The 6,507-nt window shown below is 65.5% G+C and carries 6 protein-coding genes, 1 tRNA gene and 1 pseudogene; 1 reads left to right on the top strand and 7 read right to left on the bottom strand.

Going from position 1 to position 6,507, the window contains the following annotated elements:
- The 3 genes from KDB67_RS17610 to KDB67_RS17600 all read right to left on the bottom strand — a co-directional run.
- Positions 1 to 1,238 (bottom strand): PP2C family serine/threonine-protein phosphatase (locus tag KDB67_RS17610; protein ID WP_291018350.1); only part of this gene is annotated, 1,238 nt, incomplete at its 3' end.
- A complete protein-coding gene (locus KDB67_RS17605; protein ID WP_291018352.1) occupies positions 1,235 to 1,687 on the bottom strand; it encodes an FHA domain-containing protein in 453 nt (150 codons plus the stop codon). The genes KDB67_RS17605 and KDB67_RS17610, both read right to left, overlap by 4 nt.
- A 263-nt stretch (positions 1,688 to 1,950) precedes the next feature.
- A complete protein-coding gene (locus tag KDB67_RS17600; RefSeq protein ID WP_291018348.1) occupies positions 1,951 to 3,225 on the bottom strand; it encodes a DUF3662 and FHA domain-containing protein in 1,275 nt (424 codons plus the stop codon).
- A 553-nt stretch (positions 3,226 to 3,778) separates the two neighbouring features.
- Here KDB67_RS17600 and KDB67_RS17595 point away from each other — a divergent pair.
- A tRNA-Leu gene (locus KDB67_RS17595) sits at positions 3,779 to 3,861 on the top strand.
- A gap of 442 nt (positions 3,862 to 4,303) precedes the next feature.
- Here the strand turns inward: KDB67_RS17595 and KDB67_RS17590 are convergent.
- The 4 genes and pseudogenes from KDB67_RS17590 to KDB67_RS17575 form a co-directional block, all read right to left on the bottom strand.
- A complete protein-coding gene (locus KDB67_RS17590; protein ID WP_291018345.1) occupies positions 4,304 to 4,753 on the bottom strand; it encodes a flavodoxin family protein in 450 nt (149 codons plus the stop codon).
- Between the two features lie 109 nt (positions 4,754 to 4,862).
- Positions 4,863 to 5,297 (bottom strand): PIN domain-containing protein, encoded by a 435-nt coding sequence (locus tag KDB67_RS17585; RefSeq protein WP_291018343.1) that lies wholly within the window; start codon positions 5,295 to 5,297, stop codon positions 4,863 to 4,865.
- Positions 5,294 to 5,545 (bottom strand): CopG family transcriptional regulator, encoded by a 252-nt coding sequence (locus tag KDB67_RS17580; RefSeq protein WP_291018341.1) that lies wholly within the window; start codon positions 5,543 to 5,545, stop codon positions 5,294 to 5,296. The genes KDB67_RS17585 and KDB67_RS17580 overlap by 4 nt, the downstream gene beginning before the upstream one ends.
- Before the next feature lie 176 nt (positions 5,546 to 5,721).
- Positions 5,722 to 6,507: pseudogene (locus KDB67_RS17575) on the bottom strand (NADH:flavin oxidoreductase); the annotation flags it as partial.

The raw sequence follows: 6,507 nt of genomic DNA, 5'->3' as shown, positions 1-6,507 counted from the left end.
GCCTCGGCCTCATCGAGGGTCTTGTTGCGAATCGCATTGCTGCGCAACGTATTACGATCGATCTCCTGCAGATCGGACAGGTCGAGTGCGGAGCAGCCCGATTCCTGCGAGTAGTCGACGAAGTACACGTCGGGCCGGTCCTGGTTCGGATTGCGCACGCAGGCACGTTTCGCGCCGTCGCTGAACGTCAGGAACACGATCTTGTCGGGGGAACCCTGGAAGATCACGACCTTGCCGTCCTCGACCCCGGCATAGTGGCTGCTGCTGACCATCGCCCGGATCACGAAGAAGCCCGCGACGATCCCGGCGATGACGAGTATGGCGAGCCCGATCGCCAGCCACGTCCACAGAGGACTCTTCCGGGCCGGCGGCTCTTCATCGATGAGGGACGGTCTACGTGGTTCGGGCGGCGGCGGCCGCAGTGCCGCGGCGCGGCCGGCGGCGGTCGCCGGGTTGGGGGTGTAGTTCTGGTCGTCGGTGCCGGCGGCTCCGCCGACGATCGGCCGCGAATCCCCGTACTGGGTGTCGACGACGTCGGCGACGACGACGGTCACGTTGTCGGGACCACCGCCGCGCAGTGCCAGCTCGATGAGCCGGTCGGCGCATGCGCGATGATCCTCGACCGATCCGAGGGTGTCGGCGAGGGTTTCGGAGGTGACGACATCGGACAGACCGTCGCTGCACAGCAGGTAGCGGTCGCCGGGCCGGGCCTCACGGACGGTGAGAGTGGGTTCGACGGGCTGACCGGTCAGTGCCCGCATGATCAGCGATCGTTGCGGGTGCACGTGCGCCTGTTCGGCGGTGATCTGACCTTCGTCGACGAGGGTCTGCACGAAAGTGTCGTCGCGGGTGATCTGGGTCAGTTGCCCGTCGCGGTACAGGTACGCGCGGGAGTCGCCGACGTGGCACAGGCCGATACGGCTGCCCGCGAAGAGGATCGCGGTCAGGGTGGTGCCCATGCCGTCGAGTTCGGGGGAGCGGCTCACCTGGGCGGCGATGGCGTCGTTGCCGCGGCGCGTGGCCTGCTCCAGTTTGTCGAGCAGGTCGCCGCCGGGTTCGTCGTCGTCGAGTTCGCGCATGGCGCCGATGACCAGCTGGCTGGCCACCTCACCCGCGGCGTGTCCGCCCATCCCGTCGGCGAGAGCGAGCAGTCGGGCACCCGCGTACACGGAGTCTTCGTTATTGGTGCGCACGAGGCCGCGATCGCTGCGCGCGATGTAGCGCAAGACAAGGGTCACGGGCGCAGCTCGATCACGGTCTTACCGATGCGGATCGGTGTGTTGATGGGGACACGCACGGCGGTGGTCACCTTGGCGCGGTCGAGGTAGGTGCCATTGGTGGAGCCGAGGTCTTCGACGTACCAGTCGTCGCCGCGACGTGACAGTCGGGCGTGGCGTTCGGAGGCGTAGTCGTCGGTGAGCACGAGCGTCGAGTCGGCCGCGCGGCCCATCAGCACGGGCTGTGCGCCGAGTGTGATGCGGGTGTTGGCGAGGGCCCCGTGGGTGACGACGAGGTAGCGGGCCGAGCCCTTCACATGGTCGCCGCGGGCCCTGCGGTCGCGCCGGATGATGCGTGAGCCACCCGCGGTGCCGATGTCGGCGCGGATGGTCCGGATCACCGCGTAGACGAAGAGCCAGAGCAACAGGAGAAACCCGAAGCGGGTGAGCTGAAGTACCAAGCCCTGCATGCCGTCGTCACCTCCTGAACTCGCGTCGCTGATGGCCGGGTGTGGTCCGGCCACCAACAGCCCAGTCGGGCCCCGTCGTACATGACGGGCCCGACTGCATCATATGGGCAGATACTCCGATGGCACTCATCGTGGCGTGAAGCGTGCTGTCTCGATATCGGATCGGTGCAGGTCGCGGTACGCGTGACCTGCTGTCGTTCGGACGGCCGACATCCGGCTGACCAGAGTCCGGACGGCCGGTATGTGCGGCTGTCCGTGTCGACCTACTGAAAACGGACCGAGATGTCGGAGTGACCGACCCGGATCCGATCACCGTCGGCGAGCTCCCAGCTCGAGACCTGCAGGTCGTTGACGGTCGTGCCGTTGGTGGAGTTCAGGTCGGTCAGCATCGCGACGCTGCCGTCCCAGCGGATCTCCACGTGCCGGCGCGAGACGCCGGTGTCGGGGAGGCGGAACTGGGCGTCCTGGCCACGGCCGATGACGTTGGAGCCCTCGCGCAGCTGGAACGTGCGGTTGCTGCCGTCCTCGAGGTAGAGGGTGATGGCCGCGGGTGCGTAGCCGGCCGCCTGGCGTCCGTAGGCCGGGTCGTAGCCACCCTGCGGAGCGTAGCCCTGCTGGTAGCCGCCCTGCTGGTAGCCGGCCGGGTCGTAGCCCTGCTGCGCATACCCCTGCTGGTCATAGCCGCCCTGGTAGCCCTGGTCGTAGCCCTGCTGCTCGTAGCCCTGCTGGTACCCACCCTGGTCGTAGCCGCCGCCCTGGTAGCCCTGCTGGTCGTAGCCGCCCTGGTCGTAGCCCGCCTGGTCGTAACCCTGCTGGTAGCCACCCTGCTGGGCGTAGCCCTGGTCGTAGCCGCCTTGCTGGTATCCCGCCTGGTCGTAGCCTTGCTGACCCTCGTAGGCCTGCTGGCCCTCGTAGCCTTGCTGGCCGTAGTAGCCCTCCTGGCCCTGCCCGTAGCCGGGTTCGGCGGCGCTTCGGCGCTGGTCGTAGCCGGATTCCTGAGACATGTGTGGGGCTCCTACTGGTCGGTTCGCACCAAGGGGTTGTGGTGCTGCGGGTTGTGCTGCTGCGGGTGGTTGTTGCTCGCTCTCCGGTCCCGGGTGGGGTACCGGTTGTGCAGGCGCGGATATGGTCGGTGGCCTTATCGGCCGGGGTTGGGCATCAGGGTCGACAGCTACCTGAACACGAAAGATACCGACATGCAGCGCCGGGGTCTCGGCAAACTCGACCACGACTTGTCCGTATGTCTGCCAACCATTGTCGCGGATGAACGTCTCAAGATGTTTGGAAAACATCTTTCGGTTGAGTTCGTACTCCGCCGCGATCTCCTGGTAGTCCGTGGAGCTGAGCTGCAGGGTGTAGCGGTTGGCGACCAGGATGGTCCCGTCCCCGAGATTCTCCCGCGATTCCTCGGCCTCCCGCTGGAGACCTGTCTCGATCTCCTGCGGCGCGACCCGGCCGGGGAAGACACGGGCAAAGCCGCCTTCGACGCCGCCTTCGAGCTTGCGCTCGAGACGGTCGAATCGGTCGAGGATACCCATCCCGCTCCTTTCCTACGTCGAGTCCTATATCGAGTCGTTACCGACTGTCGAGTCGTTACCACACGGGCTGGCGTGTCATAAGTGCGCAACGCTTCGTCAAATGATAACGATTCCCTGCGAGAATCACCCCGTCAAGTCACCACCTGCACCATAAGCAACTTCAGCACCACTCCACCAGGGGTTCCCTGTTCAATTTGTGATTCGAAACTCCCCATACAACGCATCTCGGTCCGCATCGGTTCCCAGATTTCCGCCCCGATGGCGGTACGCGAGGTCCGCTACCCCTGCGGCACCGAACTGCCGGCGGTCCGGGTGGCCGCCACATTCCACCGGAGCTATGCAGCGTGCTCCGCCCGCCGCCGTCGGGCCGCCGTGCCCTCGCTAGCTATGAGGCGTGAGGTCGCCCGGCGACCGAGCCTCAAGACCCCGTGCGACGACATCGTCAGCGATCACCGCCCTCCCGATCCCGACTGACCAGCCGTTTTGCGATCGGCCCGAACACCCTGCTATCGTCGTCCAGTCCGAACGACAATCCAGTCGAGAAGGCAGCCACGGGCGAGTGGCGGAATGGCAGACGCGCTGGCTTCAGGTGCCAGTGTCCTTCGGGACGTGGGGGTTCAAGTCCCCCTTCGCCCACAGAATACGGGAGCCGGACTGCACCAGCAGTCCGGCTCCCGTCGTTGACGCCGGCGCCCCGATCACCTGCGCGCCGCGATGTGAACTGCCGGGAAGTGTTGGAAGCCGCTGGCGGGCCGGCTGACGGTGCGGAAGATCTCGCTGAATCCGGAGCCGCTGAGGGCGTCGGTGAGAGTGTCAGGATGCCAGCGCCAGGCGCGGGCCACGGCGTGGTCGAATTCGTGGACGCCACGATCGTCGCCGCCCTGGCACGCGACAAGTACGTGACCCTCGTCGCATAGTCGCCCGAACCAGGACACGAGTACAGCGGCGTTCCGAACGCCTCGGTGAACAACTCCGCATACGTATCGGCCATCACCTCATACCCCGGTTGTTCCACCAAACCTCCACTCCCAGTGACTAATAGGTATTCCAGTGCCACATGCTGGCATCAGAGTCCCGGTCAGAGGCGGCGGGCGAAGGCCCGGGCCGCGTCGAGGTCGGCGTCGTTCGGACGGTCCTTGTGGATGCCGCCGAACGGCTTGAACGGCCACCAGGTGTCGAAACTCCTGCAGGAGAACACGTCGATGACGTCGTAGCCTTTCGACGCGAGCCTGCCGGAGAGGTTGTGTGTGTATCGACGGACGGCTGGCTCTGGAAATCCGCTGGTGCAGAACACGAATGCTCGGGCACTCGCACCATCGGGGAGTCGATCGACGAACTTCAGCAGGTCCGGATGGAACGACATGTTGAAGATGCCCGACCCGAAGCCCACGATGTCGTAAGAACTCAGCTCCGCAGGATCTACCTCGTCCGGGGCGACGACCCGCGCCCCGAGCACTTCGCCCATCACATCGGCGACCCTCCTCGTGTTGCCGTGGGACACCGACGTACACACAATCAACGCGGTCATGCTTCCGGATCCTCTCATGGGTGGTGACGGGTGGCAGATACCTTCGCTTCCGCCTCCCCTTGGACACCGGCCGATCCGCGGACGTGACAACAGTCGGCGCGTTTGGCGGCTACAGATCGTCCGGCAGCAGGCGGAACGCTGGGTGCGTCATGAGTGGCGTGATCGTCCGGAAGTCGCGCCGGTCGAGCGTCAGCACGTCTGCGGTGTCGTACCGTTCGGCCAGCAGGACGTTGACGGCGTCGGTGAGATCGAGGCGCAACGCGAGGTGTCGGTTCTGCACTCGGCGCGCGGACCGCAGGAGGTCTGCCGAGATGGCAGGGACTTCGATGCGTCCAGCGATCTCCTGGGCAAGTAGCCAGTCGTTGACCGCGTAAGCAGCCCGGCGGTTGATGCTCCGGGTGGTGATGTGCTCGATCTCGTGGACGACGAGCGGAGATACGACGGTCAGTGCCGCCAGTTGAAGCGCTGTGCGTGCGCCTGTGTGTTGGGGATCCGACGGATTGAGGGCGGCGACCAGCCCCGATGTATCGCCGACGATGATCACTCGGCGGGCGCCTTGGGGGTGGTGATCGCCTCGCGCACGGCATCGTCGATCTCGTCAGCGGTCACCGCATGGCCGAAGTCGAGTACGGGTATGTCCCATTCCTCCTCCCACCTGCGGTTTCGTATGGCCACAAGGTGGAAAGCTTCGCGAAAGTATTCGGATTCCGGTCGGCCGTCGCGGGCAGCAGCCTGCTTGACGAGGCGCAGATCCTCTTCATCGACCATCACGGTCGTCTTCTTCAGTCCCATATGGTTATGGTACCTGCGCCATAACACCGTGACCGATCTACGGCAGCTCCCGCGAACGACGCCAGACCCCGGCCACTGACCAATCAGCGAGGACAGCCGTGAATCGAACATGCTGAGTGCGGACGCCAACGGTGTTGAGCTCGTCGGCGACGTCGAGTGGGTGTGCCCTTTCGCGATCACCAGCCCGAGCCGGTGACCTCTCCGGTGCGGATGGGGCAGCGGGTGGAGGTGTAGATGGTGGGCATGCACAGGTTGCAGTGGGTGCATTGGGAGTGGGCTGTGGGGTCGTTTTGGAGGATGAGGGGGAGGTCGGGTTCGCGGAGGAGGGCCCGGCCCATCGCCATGAACTGAAAGCCTTCGGCGAGAGCGAGTTTCATCGAATCGACACCGGTAATGCCGCCGAGCAGGATGAGGGGGAGGTCGACGGCCTTGCGGAGTTCGCGGGCCAGCGGCAGCAGGTAGGCGTCGGTGTATTGATACTGCTTGAGGAATATCGGGCCGCCGGCTTGCAGGCCCAGTTTCATCACGCCGTGGAAGGCCTGCGCGAACTGTTTGCGGGGTGCCTGGCCGTGGAACAGGTACATCGGGTTGAGCAGTGACGATCCGGCGGTCGGTTCGATGGCGTCGATGAATCCGTCGGACTCCAGCCATTGCGCCACCTGGCACGCCTCGTCGATGTTGAAGCCGCTCAACGACGATGAGCGGCCGGGTCCGGGGGTGCCGACACCGTCGAACATGTTGAGCTTGGCCCAGATCGCGACGCCGGGCCCGACGGCCTCGCGCACCGTCTCCAAGACCTCGCGCGCCAGGCGGGCCCGGTTGACGAGCGGCCCGCCGTAGGCGTCGCGACGACGGTTGAGCAGTGGCGACAGGAATGAACTGATCAGATAGTTGTGGCCGCAATGAATTTCGAGAGCATCAAAACCCGAGTCGACGGCCAGTCGGGCGGATTCGGCGAACTT

Origin of the sequence: Gordonia sp. (in: high G+C Gram-positive bacteria) (assembly GCF_020438995.1) — a bacterium.
GTDB lineage: Bacteria > Actinomycetota > Actinomycetes > Mycobacteriales > Mycobacteriaceae > Gordonia.
Note: the sequence above shows the minus strand (reverse complement) of the source record. Positions and strands in the feature narration are given on the sequence as shown.